The following is a 20,452-nucleotide window of genomic DNA, read 5'->3' as shown; positions in this document are numbered from 1 at the left end:
AATAATTGATTATGCTAAATAAGATAAACTTAAAAAGTGCTTTACTCCTGCTTATTTCCCTGTTAATAAATAATAAAATAAACGCTCAAAGCTATTATTTCGAACGTGTATATGATGAAACGCTTGCGCAGGCGAGTTACTTCATCGCAGATTTTACTACAAAAGAAGCAATTGTTATTGACCCCAAGAGGGATATGGATGTTTACTTGAACATAGCTAAAACCAATAATTTCAAAATCACCAAAATATCCGAAACACATATTCATGCTGATTTTTTAAGTGGCGCTCGTGAATTGGCGGCTGCTACTAATGCTGACCTATTATTATCAGACGAAGGCGGTAAAAACTGGCAATATCAGTTCCCTCATAAAGGTCTAAAAGATGGTAACATCATCTCCATAGGGCAAGTTGAGCTCAAAATCATGCACACTCCTGGACATACTCCCGAAAGCATCACTTTTTTTGTCGTAGATACAAAAGTATTTACCACACCAAAAAGGGCAATTACTGGCGATTTTATTTTTGTGGGAGATGTTGGTCGTCCTGATCTTTTGGAAAAAGCAGCCGGACAGATAGGCTCGCAGGAAATCGGTGCAAAGCAACTCTTCGCATCCATTCTAAAATTTTCTAAATTGTCTGATGATGTGGAAATCTGGGCCGGACACGGAGCGGGTTCTTTTTGTGGCAAAACCCTGAGCAATATTCCGCATTCAACATTGAAGGACGAAAAGCTCAACAGTAAAGCTTTTGAATTCAAAAATGATGAAAAGGGTTTTGTAAAATACATTTTGGAAGGACAACCCTCTCCTCCTAAATATTTTGCCGTAATGAAGCAAATGAACAAAAAGAAACGTCCATTGCTTATCGAGGTTCCTGTTCATCAAAAACTTACTCAGCAAGCGCTGCAAAAGGCAATTGAAAACAACCTCCTAATAATTGATACGCGCAACAAAAATATGGTTGCAGAAGGACACATTCCTGGTACCTTACATATCGAAAATGGAAAGTCTCTTGCTACTTGGATCGGTTCTTTAGTAGATTATCAACAACAATTGGTATTGATTGCTGACGACGGTACAACGGAAGATTTAACCCGAAAACTGATGCGTATCGGTATGGACAATATATATGGTTTTGTAACCGACTTGGACAAGATGAATATGGAACTGGAAAAATTTAATCTGGTAACTAGTACAGAAGTGCAAAAGCATTTGGATAAGAATGATGTGCAGATCATAGATGTAAGAACGGAAAATGAATACGGTAACGGGCACATCAGAGGTGCTGAAAATATCTCCTTGACTACTTTAAAAAACAATCTGCACAAAATCAGCAAAGACAGACCAGTCATCGTTCATTGCCAAAGCGGAGTCCGTGCTGCGATGGCATACTCGCTCTTGAAAAAATCAGGTATTCAGAATATCAAAATGTTCTCCGGGGGAATAAATGAATGGACAGAAAAAAAGATTGAATTAGTCAAAGAAAACTAAAGTATCGATTACAGTGTCACGCCAACCATCAAGGCTATTCCTTTTGACTCTAGATCTACCCTTCCATAACCGATACCGGTAAGGGGCATTTTAAGAAAAGGTTTTATGCCGACATTGATCTTATCACTCACTTTTTTTTCTAATGAGATTGAAAAATCAGCTACACCAAATATGTGCTGATTTTCACCACTGATTTCGTATACGGCGCTTCTTTTATTTTCTGAATTGCCTGATCCTCCATATTCAAAAGTATATTTTTCCTTTAACATGAAATAACTGGAAAGACCTGCACTAACATTGAACTTGATTTTTTTATTTTTTAAAACAGTATAATTGGCCGTTAAAGGAATATCGATGACATCACATTCGGCATTGACCATACTTGGCATCTCGGTTAAGGTTGGGGGATTTGCAGGTGAATATAAACTGTAGTCCGACCTATAATTTTTCTTTGCATAAGTGGCTCCTAAGGATATACTTAATCTATTGACCACGGGATAAGAATACAGTACGCCAACATTTTCACTTAAAGTCGATTGATCAGATCCTCTTACACTAGATAGATCTGGCCCGGCTAATATACTTAATACGGAGCGGGCATCACGAGGAGCTACATCGTACTCATTTTTATGCTGTAGCGCCAGTGTGGATTCACTCGTGAAGCTTGGAAAAGTTTCTATTGATGGGTGAAAGCGATATTTCGATCTTGTCATGGGTTTTATTGTCGGGATCGAGATTTCGCTCAATGAACCTGTTGACAGTATCCTGTTTTTTGAATTAACGACTTCAATAGACGCAGTACGTTGCCAAGCCTGTGAATGCTGTGCTGATGAGAAAGTTTCGGCTAGTTCCTCATTAAAGATTAATGCTGTTTGCTCTTCTTTCGCACCGCCTTCTCCTTGTAGCTTTCCGTTGAATTTTTCCCGTACCACAGGAATGTCAGTATTCACAGTTTCGAAACTTTCATTTTCATCTGTAACCAATATATTTCTGTCTAAAATAAAGAATACGGTTGCAATAGCAGCTGCACTTGTTACAGCTAAAATAAGCAATCTTCTAACTTTTTTTTTACCACTTTTCTTCTCCAAAAGTGACTGCATATCTTGCCAATGATCTTCATCGAAGTCTAGTTTAGGATCACTTAATCCTTTTCTAAAAAGTTCATCGATCTTGTTCTTTTCCATCAATTATGTTCCTAACTTTTAATTGCTATTGAATTTTGATTTCTTACCATTTCCGCCAATCGTTGTCGTGCCTTATGTAGATTGGATTTTGAAGTGCCTACTGCAATGCCAAGCATACTACCGATCTCTTCATGCGTATAGCCATCGATGGCATAGAGATTGAAAACAGTCCGGTACGTAGGCGACAATTTTTGTACCATCAGCAACAGATCCTCATAATGCAACTTTTGTGTAATTGTTTCATCTGTAATCGGATGCTCATAAGATGCTATATCAACCACAGCGCCCATACGAACCTTACTCCGGTAGTAATCGATTGCTGTGTTTGTCATGATTTTTCTGATCCATGCTGATATAGGTTTATCAAAATTATATTTTTTTATGTGCTTAAATACCTTAAAAAATCCGTCATTTAATATTGCCAATGCTTCTTCCTTATCGTTTGAATACCGTAGGCATATTCCCAATGCCAGGGCATGGTATAGTTTATAAAGATCTTTTTGGGATCTTCGGTCCTCTATGATGCATCCTTTTATGATTTGGATCGTGTTTTCGTCATGTTCGTTTATCGTCACTCGAGATGCTGCTTTTCTTTGATAAATATAGTGTTAACTATATTACGATGGAGAAATAAAAAAGGTTGCCTTGGTAAATTATTTTTTTTAGATCTCAGGCAACCATCTTCAGAACAGCACCGTATTGATTAATAAACTACACTAAAACTATTGATCATGAGATTCAACAAAACCAAAATGAAAACTGCCATGATGGCGACCGCACTATTAACCATTTTTTCATCCTGCTCCAAAGACAAGGTTGAAAATCCTGAAAATAATACGAAAGGTATGCAGACATCCCAAGATGCTAAATTCGGCACAATTCTTACTGACAGCAATGGAAAAACATTATACTTTTTCTCAAATGATACCAAGGGCTCTTCAAGTTGTACCGGAAACTGCTTGACAGTCTGGCCAATTTATTACAGTGGTGATATAAGTAGCGATGTGAAGATTGATAAGAACCAATTAGGTGAAATCACGCGGGCTGACGGTAAAAAACAAAGTACCTACAAAGGTTGGCCTCTTTACTATTATGTTGGCGATAGCAAATCTGGCGAAGTACAAGGTGATGCCGTAAATAAAATCTGGTATGTTGCAAAACCCGACTACTTACTTATGGTCGCAAACGGGCAACTAAAAGGAGATGACACCAAAGACTATTTAGAAAACTATACCGAAGGACAAGGCAATACAAGCTATCTGACCGACGATCAAGGAAGGACATTGTATGCCTTTAAACCAGATCGATTTAATAAAAACAACTATACAGCCGCTGATTTTAGCAATGATGCTTTGTGGCCTATCTTCCAGAAAGAAAAAGGTGCACTACCTTCCTTGGTTTCTGCTACAGATATTGCCGTTATTACGGTTTTTGGAAAGAAGCAATTGACGTATAAAGGATGGCCGTTATATTATTTTGGTCAAGATCAACAAAGAGGCGACAACAGAGGGATCAGCTATCCGCGTCCAGGTGTATGGCCAATTGTGAATGATAAAACAACCGTCGCAGCCGCAAACTAATCTTAAATCTAATCCCATTTGGTTTATTCCTATTTATTATGGAAATATTAAAATTTAAAAAACCATCATACGATATACGAATTGGTAGGCAGTTCAGGGCTTCTTTAGTATTGCTTGGAATCGCTGTTCTATTTAGCTGTACAAAAAAACAGGCTCAGGAGATTTCTCCTGAGCTGCCTAATGAGACTGAAACCGTAACCGTACAAAACGTGACCTACATTAATTTTGCGAAGGCACTTTTCGAAATAAAATGTAATTCATGTCATGCCACTGGCAGATCGGCGAGCGCACGTTGGACTTTTAACGGGTATAGTGCTATTAAAGATCATGTCGCTCGAATTAATAATGTGGTATTGGTCACCAAAACAATGCCGATAGGTTCAACATTGTCTGCCAAAGAAATAGAATTGTTAGATGCCTGGTTTAAACGTAATACACCCGAAAATTAATATCAATTAATATGAAAAAAATTACTATTTATAGTGTGTTCCTGTTTCTGCTTCTGAGCCTTGAGGGTTTTGCACAACAGAGCAGTTCCTTTATTTCAAAAGGTGCATCGATCAGCTTTTTCAGTAGTGCAATGCTCGAGGACATTGAGGCTAAGAGCAACTTAGCGGGATCAGCTTTGGATATAAAAACTGGAGATATCTTATTTCGGGTAAAGAATACGTCTTTCCAATTTGATAAGAAACTGATGCAAGAACATTTCAATGAAAATTATATGGAAAGTGACAAGTATACTGTTTCAGAGTTTAAAGGGAAAATTGAAAATAGTGGACAACTAACCAAGGATGGGAATTATACCGCAAAGGTTTCGGGTACATTGCAAATTCATGGTGTCACCAAAGCTTACGCTACCATGGCGACATTTACAGTCAAAAACTCAATTATAACTGCTGCAGCTAGTTTCGACGTCAGACTTGCAGATCATAAGATCACCATTCCATCTGTGGTTGGAAAAAAAATCGCAGAGGTTGTGAAGGTGAAAATAAATGCCACATATAAACATTAATCTAAAGCATGCAAGGAAATATGAAAAGTATAATATGTACCCTTCTATGTGGTATCACGACAGGGGCATTTGCACAGGAGGATCTTGATAAACTGATCGATCTGGGAAACCCGAAGAATGAAAAAGTTACTGCAACATTTAAGTCGGGTAGCTTGATTAATCTTAAAACTACGGAGACTATTCATCGAAATGAACTGGATTTTAAGGTGGATCATCGTTTTGGAGATATCGCAGGAAGTGCTGGTGGCTCCAAAAATTTCTTTGGTCTAGACAACTCTTCGGATATCAGAATTGGTCTTGATTATGGTTTATTGGATAACCTAACAATTGGAATTGCTAGAGCGAAAGGAGCAACAGAAATCAGACAGCTCTATGAGGCTAATCTAAAATACCGCTTTTTGGAACAAACTGTCGATAACAGTGTACCTGTATCCATCGCTTTTTTTGGAAGTACGACCGTATCGGCGATGGAAGCCTCGGAAGATAAAAATTCGGCAGCTAATTTTGATGATTTTAGTGACCGTATGAGTTATGTAAGTCAATTGATCATAGCTAGGAAGTTTAGTCCAGATATTTCTCTTGCATTGGTCCCCACCTATCTTCATCGCAATTTTACAGCTTTTAATGATCAGAATAATATGTTTGCTATCGGAATCGGAGGTCGGGCAAAGGTTAGTAACAGAATCGCGGTCGTTGCAGATTATTTTCTTCCTTTTCGTCAGTCGTCTAAAAAGCAATATCGAGAAAACATAACGGGTCAACGCTACTATAATGCTTTAGGTGTGGGACTGGAAATGGATACAGGTGGCCATATCTTCCATTTAAACTTTACAAATGCAACAGCTATGCAGGAATCTCAGTTTATTAGCGAAACAATCAGTTCTTGGGGTAAAGGACAATTTAGATGGGGATTTAGTATTGCAAGACGTTTTAGTTTTGATAAAAAACCTAAAGAATAGGCTTTAATCTATTACATCTTGTAGGCAGCCCTTACACCACACTCACTCTATGCAGTGGGTGTGATGTTTTCAAGCCTTTAAATAAAGTTGAGTTTCTTTTTATGACAATACGCTAAAACTAATGTTTTCTACAGACACAGATTGGGCATATGGTATGCATCTGCTATCAGTTTTGCAGAATGCAGTATCCCTTCGAGAGAATGACCTAAATTGGCTATCATCAATTCATCTGCCCCTGAAATCTGTTGAAAGTGATTTAGCTTACTTACGACCTGTTCTGCAGTTCCGTAGATCATTTTATGGTTCCAACCTTCCAATATATACCTTTCGGAATCACTGTACTTATAATTTTTTAATTCTTCCGGAGATGGAATCACATAAGATTGTCTGTTCATCATTCGGAGCATACTATGTGAGAACGAGTATGCTTGCGTTTGAGCCTCTTCTTCATTGTCTGCTGCATAAACTGAAAAGCAAGCAATGGTGTAAGGACTGTCAAGTACTTTTGAAGGTCTGAAGTACTTTCTATAAAGTTCAAATGCGGCCAACATGTTTTCAGGTGCCAGTTGCGCAGCAAAGGCAAATGGTAGTCCTAACTTTCCTGCCAATTGCGCAGAATAACTGCTAGATCCCAATAACCAAACTAATGGACTTTCAAAAGATCGTGCAATGCCGTTTTCAAGATCTTGACCGGGTCCAGGAACTGCAAATACCTTGCCTTTGTAAGGATGTCCTACAGGAAAATCATCTTCAAGAAAATGGAGTAACTCCGTCAACTGTTCTGGAAAATTTTCAGCTCCGAACTGCTCACGACGGAGTGCTGAGGCTGTAAGCTCATTGGTCCCCGGTGCACGTCCTATTCCAAGATCGATACGCCCTGGTGCCATCGCCTCCAGCATACCAAATTGCTCAGCAACGACCAAAGGCGGAAAATTTGGTAGCATCATGCCACCAGATCCTAATCTTATTTGTTGTGTTTCACCGATCAGCCGGGATAGCAACATCGCGGGTGAAGAGGTAGAAACAGCGGGCATGCCGTGGTGCTCAGCTACCCAATAACGGGCAAAGCCCCGTTTATCTGCAAGTTTAGCAAGCTCAATACTGTTATTAATTGCTTCCATACTTGAATAACCTTTTCCCGTTGTAGCCACATCAAGGATGGACAAGGGCACCGGAGCGCTTCCTTGCTTTTTAACCGAATGAAAAGAAACGGGTATATTATTGGGATTGTCTTTATCTTTATTTTCCATAAACTATTAATTTAGAATATGATGCAAAATTACAAACAGAAAAAAAACATGGGCTACCAAAAATAATCTGAATACTATCTTTTTGATAACTGAAAATAAAGAGGCAACCTTGTCAGTAGCCAACAGCCTTCACCACAACTTGTCAAACCAATAAAGAATTACGTTCTTTGTATTCATACTAATTAGTATTTTTTATGAAAAAGTCATCAGCAACTCGGCATACAATTCTTGAAAAAGCATTTGAAATTATCTATACCAAAGGTTATCAAACGACAAGTATTGATGAAATTATTGCGACAACAAAAGTTACAAAAGGAGCATTTTACTATCATTTTAAGACCAAAGATGAAATGGGTTTGGCTATAATTAATGAAATTTTAAAACCAACAATGCAAAATGATTTCATTAAACCTTTACAAAATGCAAAAAATCCTACTCAGGAAATTTATGATATGACAAAAGCGCTACTTCTGGAAAATCCGCTTTTGAAGTTAGAATATGGATGTCCCGCAGGAAATTTAACACAGGAAATGACACCTTGGAATGCAGCTTTTGGAAAGGCACTATCTGAACTCATTCTAGAATGGCAGCAAACAATTGAAAATAGTATAAAAAGTGCCAAAGAAAATGGAACCATAAGGGAAAATGTGGATCCGCAGCAAGTCGCGTATTTTATTATGTCAGGGTATTGGGGAATTAGAAATTTCGGAAAAGTTTATAACAGTACAGCATGCTATCACTCCTATTTAAAAGAACTGAAAATTTACCTAAACAATTTAGCTTAAATATTCTTTAATAAAAACATACTACTTAGTATGTTTTTATTATATTTACATCGACAAACAAAATTTGCGATGTATCAAACACTTACTTTTTATCATTCCTTAATACGCTGGCTAGTGCTAGCAAGTATAGTTTATGCTATTTATCGGGCATATAAAGGTTATTCTTCTAACGCTGTATTCTCCAAAAGAGACAATGCTACACGTCATTGGACAGCAACAATTGCACACATTCAGCTTCTAGTTGGAATTGTATTGTACACTCAAAGCCCCATCATCAAATACTTCTGGAATAATTTTAATGAGGCCATTGAAAATTTTGATCTTGCCTTTTTTGGTCTACTTCACCTAATTTTAATGTTAATAGCGATCATTTTAATTACCATTGGTTCTGCTAAAGCAAAAAGAAAAACAACCGACAAAGAAAAATTCAAAACAATGTTGATTTGGTTTTCAATTTCACTCATCATTATTTTCATAGCCATTCCTTGGCCATTTTCACCATTTGCTACCAGACCTTATTTTAGATAGTATGATAAATTTATTCAAAACAAAAATCGGAAGATTGCGCATTATTGGGTTTCTTGAAGGCGTATCATTATTAGTGCTCATTTTCGTAGCTGTACCTCTGAAACATTATTTTCATAATCCTAGTTTAAGCGAAATATTAGGACCGATTCATGGAGCAATATTTTTACTTTTCCTGTTCAATACGTTAAGTGTTGCTGTAGAGCAGAATTGGAAATTTAAAACGACAACTTGGAAAGTTATTTTGGCCTGCATTATTCCATTCGGAACATTTTACATTGACCATAAAATATTAAGCAAACTATGAAGACGATATATATTATTGGTGCTATAGTTATATTGATTTACATCTCGTATCGAACCTATCGTTTCGCAACACTTGATAATGGGCTCGCTCATAAAATAGAGAATGGAGCGGTAATTTTAGATGTTCGAACCGAAAAAGAATATAATATGGGACATATTGATGGTTCAATAAATATTTCACTAGGCACAATTAATGAAAGATACATTGAACTGGATAAGAGCAAAACATACATTACAACCTGTTCTCATGGTTTAAGGAGTGTGAAAGTGGAAAACATTTTAAAAGACAAAGGTTTTAAAAATGTTTTTAATGGCGGTGCTTGGTCTGACCTTGAAAAAATAGTAATCAAACTAAAAGATAATTGATGATTTCAGTGTTTAAAACAAGTGTGATAAGTATAAGAGAAATAGAGACACTAAAACCGTTTCTTGACACACATCTCGGAATTGCAAAGTGGAATTTTGACCTTGAAGACTGCGACAATATTTTGCGTATTGACAGTATAAACGAAATTACTGAACGTACAATTAAAATTTTGAGCGACTATGGTTTTGACTGCCAATAACTTGAAGGCTCACCTGTAGGTGATACAGTCAAAAGTAGCCTGTCATAAAACTTCAAATTTTCACAACTCTTTCTCTACTTCCATTAAGAGTAACTAGCAATACAGTACAAATCAAAATTTGTACTGTATTGCTTTATTGACTAGAGATTATCTGATATAATTTTTAGATTTGATTTTCAAAAACCTGCTTTTGAGGTATACTAATCTGCGCAGATTTACCTTCCCGAAATTAAAATCCTCACTTCCATTATGGTATACAACAAGACATTTCACAAAACCACGGATTACTCCTATAGCTCAAGATTAAATGGATAGATTGTTTACATAATCATAATATTCGCTTAATCATTAATCAGCTTGGACATTTTAACTTTGTTCAAGTATGGAACATATTAAAGCGATAAAAGAAGATAACCATAAAGTTTTTAATCAGATCTATGAACAATATCACCAGCAGATTTATAGCTTTATTATACTGAAAACGCGTTCTGAATACATTTCTGAAGAAGTAACCCAACTCACGTTCATTAAACTATGGAAGCAACGTAAGCAATTAAATGAGCATCTGGAAATTCATATCCAAATTTTTGGAATGGCCAGACAAGTCATGATCGATCTGCTCCGAAAAGAGTCCAACCGTTTTAAATATGAAGGCGAATCGGCAAATACCCCATTCACGGACAGCTTAATTACTGCGATTGAAAGTAAAGATCTCTTGAAGATCATGGAGCAGGATATCGAAAATATGCCTAAAATGCGTCGTCTGGTATTTGAACTGAGTCGGAAACAAGGATTAACACATAAAGAAATCGCACAACTCTACTCCATTTCTCCAAAAACGGTCGAACACCATATTGGTAAAGCCTTGATGCAACTCAAGCAGCATCTTTATTCCATTATGCTATAAAATAATGTCCGAGCGATCGATTAAAAAATAAATTCGCTTCCCTGCAACGCATCACGCTGACAACAAGACACATACCCATAAAAAAGCACTTCCCCCTGCTAATTCCTAAATTAAATAATTGTTAAGTCGCTAGGGATATCCCCCTGAACCACGTAATGCTATTATGAGGTTCAGAAAAAACAAAACAGGCAAGCAGCAAAATCGTCTTGACAAGGAATACATACGGAAGCAACTATGGAAAGATCCATCCATAATTGATGATATATTTCCCGATCAAGAATGGGAATCACATCTGGGAGATGCCGACCAGTTTATCCCATCGACTAAAATGGCGCATTATATCCATGACGAAATTAGCACGGAAAGTAAACAAAAAGAGGAAAAGAAGAATAACAACATTTACCTCAAGCGACTTAGCTATTACGCGGCAGCTGCAGCATTGCTACTCGTATCGTTGGGCATGTGGCTATGGACAAAACCAGCTTTTGATAACAACAGTCCAACTTTAGTTGAGCAGCAGGAAAAAACAGATCTCAAAAAAGATACGAGCTGGGTTTCAGTAACCAATAACCAAAACTCAATCCAAACCTATACACTGCCCGACCGATCTACGGTCAAACTATTTGCGCAGAGTACCATACGTTACCCGCAGTACTTCACAGATCACAGCCGGGAGATCTATTTAGATGGAAAAGCTTATTTCTCGGTATACAAAGATGGTTCCCGTCCATTTAGCGTATACGCCAGTGCAACAAAAACGACCGCCTTAGGTACATCCTTTACCATTGATTCGCGCAGCAGCTCAAAATATATATCTGTGCAATTACACACCGGAAAGATTGTTGTTGCATCTATAATGGCTATTCCTACATTTAAAAATGTTTTCCTAAAAAATGCAGGTGAGTCCCTGTCTTTTGATGCAAACATGCATCTCGTAGCGCATCATAGCGGTACTGTAAAAAAAGAAGCAAGTACGAGCAAGTCCCCGAGTCAGAACAAGCCCAATGGCTTGCTTGAACTAAACAATATTCCATTGTCGGAGGTTTTTGCTGCCCTCAGCACGACTTATAACACGCCTATAAAAATAGGTAAACAGGACATTTCCAAAATCCAATACACTGGCAGTATAAACCCGCAACTTGAACAGTTACAAGACGTACTTGCAGTCATCTGTCTTATTAATAACCTGCGCTATGTACAAGAAACGGATGGTTCTTATACCATCTATCCTCAAAATGAGTACAGCAACGATCAACTATAAATCCATAAAATCAATCACTATTTAAAATCATGTTTAACAAACAGAACCAATTCAGAAAAAGCGTGTTATTCTTTGCACTATTTGCGACGGGGCTATCCTACGCACAGGCGCAACAGGATCAAGTAAAAGGAGCAACACAAGATGAAAATGGAAAGTTTTTATCTGGCGTCAGCGTCAAAGCCCTAAATCGGGAATCGGGGAAAACATTCACGACGAGCTCTTCCGAAAAAGGACTTTTCTCTTTTCACAACCTGCCAGAAGGAGGTCCTTATCAGTTTATATTTTCTTCGGTAGGTTATCAGCCAGATACACTCTCGGGCTACAGTGTGCAACCCGGGAGGCCATTAGCCTTAAGCGTCAAACTTATTCCCATGTCCACAACACTCGATGAAGTCGTTATCGGATATGGACGTATCGCTCGAAAAGACCTCACCAGTTCCATCACAACAGTCAAAGCTGAAGACATGAATGTCGGTGTTATGACCTCCCCTGCTCAGATGCTTCAGGGAAAGGTCCCGGGCCTGACCATATCAACCAACAACAGTAATCCCAATGCAACCCCATCCGTCAGTCTAAGAGGTGCTTCTACTTTGAGAAGTGGCGAAGCGATGGAACCCTACTATGTGATCGATGGCGTACCCGGAGCATCACTCGCACTAGTAGCACCAGACGATATCCAATCGATCGATGTGTTACGCGATGCATCAGCAACAGCGATATACGGTTCAAAAGCCGCAAACGGGGTCATTATTGTTACAACCAAACGCGGTAAAGCAGGACAGGCAAGCATGAGCTACAACGGTTATTTAGCGATAGACAAAATCGCGAAACGCTATGAAATGATGAACGGTGAACAGTACCGAAATTATATTGCGGTTAACAAATTCGCGATGGAACCGACCGATGATCTAGGAGCAGATACCGATTGGCAACGAGAGGTAGAGCGAACGGGTATTTCCAATAATCACAATGTCTCTTTGATCGGTGGAACCGAAACAACACAATACAGTGCCAGTCTCAATACGTTTAAAAACAATGGTATTATAAAAGGAACAGACCTGGGCCGTCAGATCGCACGTGGATTTGTACAAGCAAGCGCGCTGGATAAACGGCTCACAGCTTCTTTCAATATCAATACCAGTATTACCAAACAAAATGATGTCCTTGCCCTTGGCGATGGTTTAAGTGTATACGACGCGATGTATTACTACTTGCCAGTATCCCCTGTCCGGACAGAATCTGGTGCTTGGTTTGAAAAAACAGACCGTTCGCAATATGTGAATCCGCTATCATTAATAGAGGAGAATACCAATTATACCAAAACCAAAATGATACAGGGACATGCTAAACTTGGTTATAAAATATTACCGAGCCTAACCTACAACATCGACCTGTCCCTACAGAACCGCCAGTATAACAACGCACAGTATTACTCGAGTTTATCCATGGCTGCACGTAATCAAAATGGAAAATCGATCCGCGCAGCAGTAGAAGACGAAAGAAAGATCATGGAAATGAATCTAAGCTTCGATCGAACATTTGGAGACGTACATAAGTTTTCAGCACTTGCCGGTTATTCCTGGGAAGAAAACAACAATGACGATGGATTTCAACTGACAACGTCAGACTATTACGATGATGGTCTAAGCTATTATAATCCTGGCATGGCCAATGTTGTTGATATTTTGGGATTTGGCAATTATTACCTTTCAACACTGCGTATGATCTCTGTTTACGGACGTGTAAATTATGCTTACAACAATAAATACCTTTTTCAGGCGACAGTAAGACGTGACGGATCTTCAGCATTTGGTGCAAACAACCGGTGGGCCACCTTCCCTTCTATTTCAGGAGCATGGAGACTATCGGAAGAACCATTTATTCGCGATATGAATTTCTTTGATGATCTAAAACTGCGTGCCGGATATGGCGTCAGTGGCAATTCATTAGGTTTCGATGTGTTTACCGCTAGACAGGTCTATGGTGCCACCTCGAGTTTCTACACCGATGCTTTCGGAAACGATCTCCGTACTCTGGCTGCACTTCGTAATTCAAATCCCAATCTACGCTGGGAACGCACAGGGATGCTTAACCTGGGTATCGACTTCGCATTTCTGAAAAATAGATTAAGCGGAACCTTGGAATATTACGATAAAAATACCACCGATCTTATCTACGACTATGCCGTGTCCACAACCAAATATCTGTACCGCTCACTAACAGCCAATGTCGGTGAGATCAACAACAAAGGAATTGAACTGACCCTAAATGCTGTCCCCGTAAAAACGACACATTTCAGCTGGAACACAGGGGTTGTGGCTTCACACAATAAAAATGTGGTCACTCGTATTACTAATCAGGAATTTTCAACCGACTACGTGGATTTAGCAGACTTGGGTGGCGCCGGTCAAAGTAATGCTTTTCAGCAACGCCTACAAGAAGGTGCACCTATTGGTCAGTTTTATACCTGGGAATGGGCAGGTTATAATGATGCCGGTATCTCAACTTTTTATGTACGCGATGCGCAAACGAAGGAACGTACAGGTGAAACCACCATTACCCCGACCAATAAAGACCGTGCCGTAACGGGAAGCGCACAGCCAAAACTGACTTTAGGCTGGAACAATACCGTAACCTACAAAAACTTCGCTTTAACCGGTATGTTCCAGGGTGTATTTGGTCATAAGGTCATGAATGCGACACGCGCCCGACACTCCAATGTCGTAGGCAATGCCGGACAGAAAAATCTATTGGCCAGTGTAATCGACACAGAGAAAGCAACGGATATCAACGCACACTATTTATCAGACCGTTACTTAGAAAGTGGAAATTATCTCCGTTTAGCCAATTTGGGCCTTTCTTACAACATCCGCAATATCGGTGGTCAGTTGAAAAATGTAAAGCTATATGCTTCGATGAACAATGTCTTTGTGCTTACGAATTACAAGGGGGTAGATCCCGAGGTAGATCTTGGTGGACTTACACCTGGTGTTGACAACAGGCAGACTTATCCACGTACCCGTACCATTTTATTCGGTCTAAACTTCAACCTATAATCAGCAAAACAAATCATGAAATCAAAACAATATATCCGCCTATTTACCTTAACTACATTTGCGGCAACATTAGTTGCTTGCACCGATCTTGATGTGGATATCAAATCACAGTACACCGAATTTCCAACCACGGATAAAGCTGCTGAGGCCATTTCAGCTGACGTTTATGCTGCATACCGAAGTGCACTGGGCTACAACCATTGGATGACACAAACTTTATCATCAGACGAAGCAGTCAGTCTTGCATTGGGCACAGATTACTATGACGGCGGTAGATTTCGCGAACTTCATGTTCACAACTGGACTCCCGACAACGCCATTCTTCCAGATGTCTGGAATGCCGCCATGTCAGGCATCAATCTATCCAATAATGTATTGGCTATTTTTGGAGACAATGAAAGCGATAAGGCTGCGCCTATGCGCGCCATGAGAGCTTATTTTTACTTTATCCTGATGGATAATTTTGGAGGAGCACCACTGATCACAGGAAAGATTGACCAGATTCCGGATCGCTCCTCAAGAGCCGAAATCGCCAACTTCATCTCCAGTGAATTACTAGCCGTCAGAGATCGTTTACCCAAAGAAGTTTCTCCCGCCACATATGGCAAAGCAACGCGTTATATGGCCGATGCGCTACTCGCTAAACTATACCTCAATTGGTCGGTTTATACCGCTACCGATGTAGCTTCCTACACCCCCAATATGCCCAATGAAAAACTAGCACAAGTCGTTGCAATGTGTGATGATATTATTACTTCAGGTCAATTTAACCTGAGCAGCCACAAGTTCATGGAAAAATTCCGCCCCGACAATGGTCCTCAGGTTAAAGATTTCATCTTTGCCATGCCTTTCGACCGCGAAAAACAGCAAGGCATGACATATGCACGTTTTTGGATACACCGCAGCGGACAAAATCAATTTGCCAAATTGCCACAAAGTGTGGGCGGTACATTTCGGGTATTACCTACTTTCTTAGCCAAATTCAACCTCCAAGGTGACGACAGAAATGCGGCTTACATGGGTGGACTACAGTACTATTGGTCGGACTATGCGCCAGATTTAAACCGTCCGCTATTAATCAAAACTTCTAAAAAAGGCATCGACCAGGACTACACAGGCAGCGATGCAAACGTAACGTTTGACTGGCATATGGAAACAACAAAAGAAATCAAACTTCGTCCCGATGGAGGTCCGACCCTCAATGCAGGAAATGATCAAAAAGGCCGATCAATGGGTTACCGATCGGTTAAATTTTACATGGATGTAAACGTGACAGCGGCAAACAATAGAAACCAAAGCAATGATGTACCCATCTTCCGTTATGCCGACATTTTGTTAATGAAAGCCGAAGCCATCCTCCGAGGAGCGGCACCTACAAATGGCGAAACACCGATGTCGCTGATGAATCAGATACGTACTTATGTCAACGCACCTGCTTTAACAGCCCAACCAACGTTAGCAGCGATATTGGACGAACGCGCACGAGAATTTTCAGATGAATCATGGCGAAGAAATGACCTGATCCGTTACGGAAAATTTGAAGAAGACTGGGGCTTCAAATCCTTATACAGCGCAGGATTATCCGAACGCTTTCGCCGCATATTTCCGATCCCCAGACCAATCATGGAAGTCAACACAAAATGGAAACAGAATAGCGGATATTAAGCACAGTTGAGTATGAAAAGAAGAGAATTTGTAAAAAGTACATTAGGAACAGCTGTGGCTACGGGGCTTTCTGCCGGACCTTTAGCGACTTTAGCCATTGGCGCAAATCGAAGAATAGAAAGTGAAGATATCAACAGCCGATCTTCACTAAAGGACGAGTACGAGCTGCATTTTTTAGCGATCGGTGACTGGGGGCGTAATGGTGCCGATCATCAAGTCCAGGTGGCACAGCAGATGGGGAAATGGGCATCCGAACATCCAAATGATTTTATTATCTCAACAGGTGATAATTTTTACCCATCAGGAGTTGTCAGCGAACACGACCCCTTATGGCATTATTCATTTGAAAATATTTACACCGATTTCGCCTTACAGTGGGACTGGTATCCCATATTGGGCAACCATGATTACAAATCCGATCCCGATGCCCAAGTACGCTACAGCAACATCAGCCGTCGATGGAAGATGCCAGCACGCTATTACAGCAAAACATTTAAAATCAAGGATAACGATGAAGTCCTGATCGCTTTTATAGATACAAATCCCTTGATACCAGAATTCTATCAGAATAGCGAATATGGGCCACATGTCGCGGGGCAGCAACCAGAAAAACAACTGCAGTGGTTAGACCATCTACTGCAATCTTCTAAAGCAAAATGGAAGATCGTCGTTGGTCATCATCCGCTCTATACAGCAGGCCCCCGCACAGAAAATTATGACACATTAGCCGTGAGAAAGGTCTTGAAACCCCTGTTAGAAAAACATCGTATTCCGTTGTATTTGTCTGGACATGAACATTCCATGCAACACTTAAAAGTACAGGACAATTGTTTCCATCAGTTCATCTCCGGAAGCGGATCTGAAGTAACCCCTGTCAAAAAAGGTTTAAGTTATAGCCAGTTTGAAGCTTCAACTTATGGGTTCATGTACTTCGCTCTAAATCAACAACAATTACAGGCGCAGTGCATCGATCACGAAGGAAAGATGATCTACAGTACCATTATACCCTTAACCCCATAGGTATATCAAATAAAACTCCCGAGGTACTGCATCCCTCGGGAGTTTATCTATGAGCTCACATTTAAATTTCAACATGGACAAGTACTTATCTTATTTAGGTATAGCCTCATACGGTATTTATGCAAAATAAGCAAAATGCCCTTACTATTCCGGAAAATCAGGCATCGCTATCCGACGTTGTGTCGGGTTACTCAAAGCCTGCAAGAATGCGAGTACCGCATCTACTTCTGCTTTAGAAAGATCAAGTTTCTTTAATAACGGTGAATGGATTGGTCTTGTCTTTTCATCCACCTGCACCCTACGCTGTATAGGAGCCGGATTACCCAGATTATATAGTTCTACCACATCCCTAAGCGTGGGAAAGTTTCCGTGATGCATCCAAGGTCCGGTCAAACCCACATTACGCAATGAAGGTGTCCGAAATGCCCCAATATCTTTCTGGTCGCCTGTTATATGGTAATGTCCAAAGTCCTCCTGCTTCGTTCCATATAAAGTCTGCCCATCGTTATGAAACAGATTATCCGAAAATAATGGCGTATTATGGCAATTAATACAACGTGCTTTGGTTCTAAAAAGATGAAGTCCTTCTAACTCCTGATCATTAAGTGCATCGGATTGACCCGAAACAAAACGGTCAAACTTAGTAGGATAACTCACGATACTACGCTCGTAAGTTGCTATTGCCTGTTGGATGCGCAATAAATTCACCTGATCATCTCCAAAAGCACTTTTAAAATAAGGACCATACCCCTTGATTATGCGAACATGTGCCACCATCGTATCCCAAGACGTATTCATCTCCACATGATCCTGAACGGGCAACAAAACCTGGTCTTCCAAAGTTTTAGCTCTTCCATCCCACATAAAACTCTTATAATAACCGACATTATAGAGCGTCATGGCATTGCGTTTCCCCTCTTTTCTACCATGACCATGCGCCAAACTCTTACCGTCGCCAAAACCGAGCTGCGCATCGTGGCAACTCGCACACGAAAGTTGCTTCGATGCCGATAATCGCGCATCAAAGAACAGGAGTTTCCCAAGTGAGGCCTTTTCTTTACTAAAAGGATTTGACGCCGGATATGCAACAGCTGGCAAAACACCGATATCAACAAATCCCTGCTGAACAGAAGCATCCAAATGCGGTTCAGGCCACTGCCCAACATCACCACTGCTATAGCGGCGACGAAGATCAGCCAGAGGTAAAACGGTATCCACCTGATCCACAAAAGCACTGAGCAGCATCGGTAAACAAACTGTTAATGCTATCAAAAACTTATTTCTCTTCATCAAAATCAACGAGCCCCTACTTAAAAACCATAACTTAAACGTACACTTCCTACCTCACGAGTGCGACCCAAAGGAGCCAAATTCACGCGATCCAGCGCACTCCCTAAATCTGCTTTTCGATACGTATACGTACCGATCAACTTAATGAAATTACCTTTTTTAAGACGCTGCGTAAACCCTAAATGTAGCTTACCTCCCCATACATCTGCCTCATGATAGCGAATATCCTGGTAAAACACATACTGATGAAAAACATTCTCGTTAATCAAAGGAAGCGTCCACGAAGTACCCATGTTTGTTTCGGCAAAAGCAGTCACCCCAAACTCCACCTCTTGATTTCGAGTTGTAGCATAAGTCAACAATGTAGACAAGGCATAGTCCATCCGATCATAATCCAATCGAGTTTCCGTACCGCCGTCATGGCGTACCTCATGAGTATAACCGATATTTGCCTCATATAATTGTTGCCACTTATTCTTTTTAATCAAATACGAAAGATCTAAGGTTTGACGCTCCTTTCTGTACACATAATTCTGTGCATTACCACTTTCAGTGACCCAGTCTTTACCACTATGGTTCAAGCTATTAAAAGAAGCCAGATAGGTTTTGTTACCCCGTTTTAAATTCCACATGAGCTGATAACTCAACTGATCCAGATTAAACTTACTCAATTCATTGATCCGCGAATCATTTCTAAGTGTCTGTCGATAGTGCTGCACCTCCTGTAGGTATCCAATATTTCCGTAAAATTTACCCAGATCACCGTCCCAAGATAAATAACCCTTCGCACCATAACGCTTCATATCATTCTGGTAAAACATATTGCGCTCACTAAGCCAGTCGCTCACTTTCCAACCGTAGCCTCTCACGATGTAGTTCATATACGGCGATTCAACAGCACTTAGCGCATATTGCTCATTACGGTAAGCTATTTCTACCCGTTCTTGACCATAACCATATTTTCCCTCTAGCCCGAGATCCCATCCTGAGCTAATACGGGCACTGGCTCCAAGACTTCCATTGACCTGAATCGCATCGATTGTGCTCCTAGGGTCGTTGTTACTAAAATGATTGCCGACATGGTAATCCAGCCCACCAAAGACCGAGTATTTACGATCTGCAAAATACTTCTGCCCCCTTGTCTGAATGAAGTAATTGGTTCTCTCATAATGATTATATCCATATGAACCAAAATACCAGGGCGATGCTGGATTTTCCCGCGTTTGATGCGCAAATCTCGTGCTATCTTCCGTACTACGGTTATAAGCAAATCTTCCCCAAAGGCGAATATCTTTGATCGTTACCGCACCCTCCGAATTAAAATTGATATTTTTTATTTTCTGCGCATCCTGAGCGGTGCGATATTCACCACTAACCTGACTATACCCCATTTGAATAAGGCTGTATCGAGGTTCCACAGACTTCTCCAACCACATGGGGTTATCCACGGTATACGCACGTATACGACGCGCTATGGTATCCTGCTCGACAGCATGTTGCGCATATACAGGAAGATAAGTCCCCCAGACACAAAATAACAGTCCTACTATATATAATTTCTTCATTGAATCGTATTATTTGTAATCAAGCCCCTAA

The 20,452-nt window shown here is 40.1% G+C and carries 19 protein-coding genes; 14 read left to right on the top strand and 5 right to left on the bottom strand.

The features are described 5' to 3' along the window. The first annotated feature begins 11 nt into the window (after nucleotides 1-11). The gene (locus HCX49_RS04320) at nucleotides 12-1,490 is read left to right on the top strand and encodes a rhodanese-like domain-containing protein (protein WP_168126277.1); all 1,479 of its coding nucleotides are present in this window, start codon (nucleotides 12-14) and stop codon (nucleotides 1,488-1,490) included. Between the two features lie 8 nt (nucleotides 1,491-1,498). Here HCX49_RS04320 and HCX49_RS04315 read toward each other — a convergent pair whose 3' ends face one another. Both HCX49_RS04315 and HCX49_RS04310 read right to left on the bottom strand, forming a co-directional pair. Next, nucleotides 1,499-2,674: an outer membrane beta-barrel protein gene (locus HCX49_RS04315; protein ID WP_168126276.1), complete on the bottom strand. Its 1,176-nt coding sequence runs from the start codon at nucleotides 2,672-2,674 to the stop codon at nucleotides 1,499-1,501. Nucleotides 2,675-2,685: 11 nt separating this feature from the next. Beyond that, a complete protein-coding gene (locus HCX49_RS04310; protein WP_206368227.1) occupies nucleotides 2,686-3,249 on the bottom strand; it encodes an RNA polymerase sigma factor in 564 nt (187 codons plus the stop codon). Nucleotides 3,250-3,405: 156 nt separating this feature from the next. Here HCX49_RS04310 and HCX49_RS04305 point away from each other — a divergent pair, with 156 nt between their 5' ends. Genes HCX49_RS04305 through HCX49_RS04290 form a run of 4 tightly spaced genes read left to right on the top strand, consistent with a single transcriptional unit; the run spans nucleotide 3,406 to nucleotide 6,225 of the window. Then, nucleotides 3,406-4,254 (top strand): hypothetical protein, encoded by an 849-nt coding sequence (locus tag HCX49_RS04305; protein ID WP_206368224.1) that lies wholly within the window; start codon nucleotides 3,406-3,408, stop codon nucleotides 4,252-4,254. A gap of 38 nt (nucleotides 4,255-4,292) precedes the next feature. After that, complete coding sequence (locus HCX49_RS04300; protein WP_168126275.1) at nucleotides 4,293-4,703, top strand: c-type cytochrome; 411 nt, start codon at nucleotides 4,293-4,295, stop codon at nucleotides 4,701-4,703. A gap of 11 nt (nucleotides 4,704-4,714) precedes the next feature. Beyond that, nucleotides 4,715-5,266 carry a YceI family protein gene (locus HCX49_RS04295; protein ID WP_168126274.1) on the top strand — a complete coding sequence of 184 codons (552 nt, stop codon included), beginning with the start codon at nucleotides 4,715-4,717 and terminating at the stop codon, nucleotides 5,264-5,266. Between the two features lie 20 nt (nucleotides 5,267-5,286). After that, entirely contained in the window at nucleotides 5,287-6,225 is a 939-nt protein-coding gene (locus HCX49_RS04290; protein ID WP_237682712.1) for a DUF5777 family beta-barrel protein, read from the top strand. Between the two features lie 128 nt (nucleotides 6,226-6,353). On the opposite strand, the gene HCX49_RS04285 is transcribed toward HCX49_RS04290, so the two are convergent. Further along, complete coding sequence (locus HCX49_RS04285) at nucleotides 6,354-7,475, bottom strand: LLM class flavin-dependent oxidoreductase (protein WP_168126273.1); 1,122 nt, start codon at nucleotides 7,473-7,475, stop codon at nucleotides 6,354-6,356. Between the two features lie 194 nt (nucleotides 7,476-7,669). On the opposite strand from HCX49_RS04285, the gene HCX49_RS04280 reads away from it, so the two are divergent. The 9 genes from HCX49_RS04280 (at nucleotide 7,670) to HCX49_RS04240 (ending at nucleotide 17,566) form a co-directional block, all read left to right on the top strand. Beyond that, nucleotides 7,670-8,260, top strand: coding sequence for a TetR/AcrR family transcriptional regulator (locus HCX49_RS04280; protein WP_108160953.1), 591 nt, complete (start codon nucleotides 7,670-7,672; stop codon nucleotides 8,258-8,260). 30 nt (nucleotides 8,261-8,290) lie between these two features. Beyond that, entirely contained in the window at nucleotides 8,291-8,788 is a 498-nt protein-coding gene (locus tag HCX49_RS04275; RefSeq protein WP_237682711.1) for a hypothetical protein, read from the top strand. 1 nt (nucleotide 8,789) lies between these two features. After that, nucleotides 8,790-9,092 carry a DUF3817 domain-containing protein gene (locus HCX49_RS04270; protein ID WP_108160954.1) on the top strand — a complete coding sequence of 101 codons (303 nt, stop codon included), beginning with the start codon at nucleotides 8,790-8,792 and terminating at the stop codon, nucleotides 9,090-9,092. Beyond that, entirely contained in the window at nucleotides 9,089-9,457 is a 369-nt protein-coding gene (locus HCX49_RS04265) for a rhodanese-like domain-containing protein (RefSeq protein WP_108160955.1), read from the top strand. The genes HCX49_RS04270 and HCX49_RS04265 overlap by 4 nt, the downstream gene beginning before the upstream one ends. A 582-nt stretch (nucleotides 9,458-10,039) precedes the next feature. Next, complete coding sequence (locus tag HCX49_RS04260; protein WP_132767436.1) at nucleotides 10,040-10,564, top strand: sigma-70 family RNA polymerase sigma factor; 525 nt, start codon at nucleotides 10,040-10,042, stop codon at nucleotides 10,562-10,564. Between the two features lie 163 nt (nucleotides 10,565-10,727). Next, complete coding sequence (locus HCX49_RS04255; RefSeq protein ID WP_168126272.1) at nucleotides 10,728-11,825, top strand: FecR family protein; 1,098 nt, start codon at nucleotides 10,728-10,730, stop codon at nucleotides 11,823-11,825. Nucleotides 11,826-11,854: 29 nt separating this feature from the next. Then, nucleotides 11,855-14,881 carry a SusC/RagA family TonB-linked outer membrane protein gene (locus HCX49_RS04250; RefSeq protein ID WP_168126271.1) on the top strand — a complete coding sequence of 1,009 codons (3,027 nt, stop codon included), beginning with the start codon at nucleotides 11,855-11,857 and terminating at the stop codon, nucleotides 14,879-14,881. Nucleotides 14,882-14,896: 15 nt separating this feature from the next. After that, nucleotides 14,897-16,546 (top strand): RagB/SusD family nutrient uptake outer membrane protein, encoded by a 1,650-nt coding sequence (locus tag HCX49_RS04245; RefSeq protein ID WP_168126270.1) that lies wholly within the window; start codon nucleotides 14,897-14,899, stop codon nucleotides 16,544-16,546. 12 nt (nucleotides 16,547-16,558) lie between these two features. After that, nucleotides 16,559-17,566 carry a purple acid phosphatase family protein gene (locus HCX49_RS04240; RefSeq protein ID WP_168126269.1) on the top strand — a complete coding sequence of 336 codons (1,008 nt, stop codon included), beginning with the start codon at nucleotides 16,559-16,561 and terminating at the stop codon, nucleotides 17,564-17,566. A 144-nt stretch (nucleotides 17,567-17,710) separates the two neighbouring features. On the opposite strand, the gene HCX49_RS04235 is transcribed toward HCX49_RS04240, so the two are convergent. After that, the gene (locus HCX49_RS04235) at nucleotides 17,711-18,856 is read right to left on the bottom strand and encodes a cytochrome-c peroxidase (protein WP_237682710.1); all 1,146 of its coding nucleotides are present in this window, start codon (nucleotides 18,854-18,856) and stop codon (nucleotides 17,711-17,713) included. A 20-nt stretch (nucleotides 18,857-18,876) separates the two neighbouring features. Further along, a complete protein-coding gene (locus HCX49_RS04230) occupies nucleotides 18,877-20,421 on the bottom strand; it encodes a DUF6850 family outer membrane beta-barrel protein (RefSeq protein WP_168126268.1) in 1,545 nt (514 codons plus the stop codon). Nucleotides 20,422-20,452 lie beyond the last annotated feature (31 nt).

The sequence above is a fragment of the Sphingobacterium sp. B16(2022) genome (assembly GCF_012030425.1).
Lineage (GTDB): Bacteria > Bacteroidota > Bacteroidia > Sphingobacteriales > Sphingobacteriaceae > Sphingobacterium > Sphingobacterium anhuiense.
This window is presented reverse-complemented; position numbering and strand designations above follow the sequence as displayed.

Excerpts from the sequence above, each read along its gene's own strand:
- HCX49_RS04295 (WP_168126274.1), top strand. The coding sequence starts at position 4,715 with ATGAAAAAAATTACTATTTATAGTGTGTTCCTGTTTCTGCTTCTGAGC.
- HCX49_RS04300 (WP_168126275.1), top strand. The coding sequence starts at position 4,293 with ATGGAAATATTAAAATTTAAAAAACCATCATACGATATACGAATTGGT.
- HCX49_RS04270 (WP_108160954.1), top strand. The coding sequence starts at position 8,790 with ATGATAAATTTATTCAAAACAAAAATCGGAAGATTGCGCATTATTGGG.
- HCX49_RS04280 (WP_108160953.1), top strand. The coding sequence starts at position 7,670 with ATGAAAAAGTCATCAGCAACTCGGCATACAATTCTTGAAAAAGCATTT.
- HCX49_RS04265 (WP_108160955.1), top strand. The coding sequence starts at position 9,089 with ATGAAGACGATATATATTATTGGTGCTATAGTTATATTGATTTACATC.
- HCX49_RS04235 (WP_237682710.1), bottom strand. The coding sequence starts at position 18,856 with ATGAAGAGAAATAAGTTTTTGATAGCATTAACAGTTTGTTTACCGATG.
- HCX49_RS04320 (WP_168126277.1), top strand. The coding sequence starts at position 12 with ATGCTAAATAAGATAAACTTAAAAAGTGCTTTACTCCTGCTTATTTCC.
- HCX49_RS04250 (WP_168126271.1), top strand. The coding sequence starts at position 11,855 with ATGTTTAACAAACAGAACCAATTCAGAAAAAGCGTGTTATTCTTTGCA.
- HCX49_RS04230 (WP_168126268.1), bottom strand. The coding sequence starts at position 20,421 with ATGAAGAAATTATATATAGTAGGACTGTTATTTTGTGTCTGGGGGACT.
- HCX49_RS04255 (WP_168126272.1), top strand. The coding sequence starts at position 10,728 with ATGAGGTTCAGAAAAAACAAAACAGGCAAGCAGCAAAATCGTCTTGAC.
- HCX49_RS04290 (WP_237682712.1), top strand. The coding sequence starts at position 5,287 with ATGAAAAGTATAATATGTACCCTTCTATGTGGTATCACGACAGGGGCA.
- HCX49_RS04240 (WP_168126269.1), top strand. The coding sequence starts at position 16,559 with ATGAAAAGAAGAGAATTTGTAAAAAGTACATTAGGAACAGCTGTGGCT.
- HCX49_RS04305 (WP_206368224.1), top strand. The coding sequence starts at position 3,406 with ATGAGATTCAACAAAACCAAAATGAAAACTGCCATGATGGCGACCGCA.
- HCX49_RS04245 (WP_168126270.1), top strand. The coding sequence starts at position 14,897 with ATGAAATCAAAACAATATATCCGCCTATTTACCTTAACTACATTTGCG.
- HCX49_RS04260 (WP_132767436.1), top strand. The coding sequence starts at position 10,040 with ATGGAACATATTAAAGCGATAAAAGAAGATAACCATAAAGTTTTTAAT.
- HCX49_RS04315 (WP_168126276.1), bottom strand. The coding sequence starts at position 2,674 with ATGGAAAAGAACAAGATCGATGAACTTTTTAGAAAAGGATTAAGTGAT.
- HCX49_RS04275 (WP_237682711.1), top strand. The coding sequence starts at position 8,291 with ATGTTTTTATTATATTTACATCGACAAACAAAATTTGCGATGTATCAA.
- HCX49_RS04285 (WP_168126273.1), bottom strand. The coding sequence starts at position 7,475 with ATGGAAAATAAAGATAAAGACAATCCCAATAATATACCCGTTTCTTTT.